We start from the raw sequence: 1,015 nt of genomic DNA, 5'->3' as shown, positions 1-1,015 counted from the left end.
TGTGTGCTCACTTAAAATTTAACGTTGGCGCTTTGTTTTGTTCAGTTTTCAAAGAGCAATTTGACTCTTCTTAAAGAATCAACTTTCTTATCATATCAAAGCCAAATGGGCTTGTCAAGTTTTTTTGGTGGAGCCTAGCGGGATCGAACCGCTGACCTCCTGCGTGCAAGGCAGGCGCTCTCCCAGCTGAGCTAAGGCCCCAAAAAAATCATGGTCGGGAAGACAGGATTCGAACCTGCGACCCCTTGGTCCCAAACCAAGTGCTCTACCAAGCTGAGCTACTTCCCGAAAAAATATGGTGCGCCCGGCGGGAGTCGAACCTACAACCTTCTGATTCGTAGTCAGATGCTCTATCCAATTGAGCTACGGGCGCATATTAAGATGAAAGATGGTGCCGAGGACCGGAATCGAACCGGTACGGTAGTCACCTACCGCAGGATTTTAAGTCCTGTGCGTCTGCCAGTTCCGCCACCCCGGCATAAATAAATAGTGGAGCGGAAGACGGGATTCGAACCCGCGACCCCAACCTTGGCAAGGTTGTATTCTACCACTGAACTACTTCCGCGAACATGCGGGTGAAGGGACTTGAACCCCCACGCCTTGCGGCGCCAGATCCTAAGTCTGGTGCGTCTGCCAATTCCGCCACACCCGCATAATAAAATGGTGAGCCATGAAGGATTCGAACCTTCGACCCTCTGATTAAAAGTCAGATGCTCTACCAACTGAGCTAATGGCTCATATATACTATTTATATATGCTATATCAAGCTTGTATGAAAATGGTGCCGGCAAGAGGACTTGAACCCCCAACCTACTGATTACAAGTCAGTTGCTCTACCAGTTGAGCTACACCGGCAAGTGTAAAAATGGTGGAGGATGACGGGATCGAACCGCCGACCCTCTGCTTGTAAGGCAGATGCTCTCCCAGCTGAGCTAATCCTCCATATATAACTGCTTGGCGGCGTCCTACTCTCACAGGGGGAAACCCCCAACTACCATCGGCGCTGAAGAGCTTA

The 1,015-nt window shown here is 50.0% G+C and carries 9 tRNA genes; all 9 read right to left on the bottom strand.

Annotated features, from left to right (window positions below):
- Positions 1 to 125: 125 nt before the first annotated feature.
- Positions 126 to 201 (bottom strand) — tRNA-Ala (locus FNK51_RS25875).
- Positions 202 to 211: 10 nt separating this feature from the next.
- Positions 212 to 288 (bottom strand) — tRNA-Pro (locus tag FNK51_RS25870).
- Between the two features lie 8 nt (positions 289 to 296).
- A tRNA-Arg gene (locus FNK51_RS25865) sits at positions 297 to 373 on the bottom strand.
- 16 nt (positions 374 to 389) lie between these two features.
- Positions 390 to 478, bottom strand: a tRNA-Leu gene (locus FNK51_RS25860).
- 12 nt (positions 479 to 490) lie between these two features.
- A tRNA-Gly gene (locus tag FNK51_RS25855) sits at positions 491 to 565 on the bottom strand.
- A gap of 5 nt (positions 566 to 570) precedes the next feature.
- Positions 571 to 652 (bottom strand) — tRNA-Leu (locus FNK51_RS25850).
- A gap of 9 nt (positions 653 to 661) precedes the next feature.
- Positions 662 to 737 (bottom strand) — tRNA-Lys (locus tag FNK51_RS25845).
- A gap of 42 nt (positions 738 to 779) precedes the next feature.
- Positions 780 to 855: transfer RNA gene (locus FNK51_RS25840), tRNA-Thr, on the bottom strand.
- An 11-nt stretch (positions 856 to 866) separates the two neighbouring features.
- A tRNA-Val gene (locus tag FNK51_RS25835) sits at positions 867 to 942 on the bottom strand.
- Between the last annotated feature and the right edge of the window lie 73 nt (positions 943 to 1,015).

The organism is Bacillus sp. B4EP4a (assembly GCF_006680105.1).
Lineage (GTDB): Bacteria > Bacillota > Bacilli > Bacillales > DSM-1321 > Peribacillus > Peribacillus simplex_E.
The sequence above is the reverse complement of the archived record's forward strand: the minus strand, read 5'-3'. Positions and strand labels throughout refer to the sequence as shown.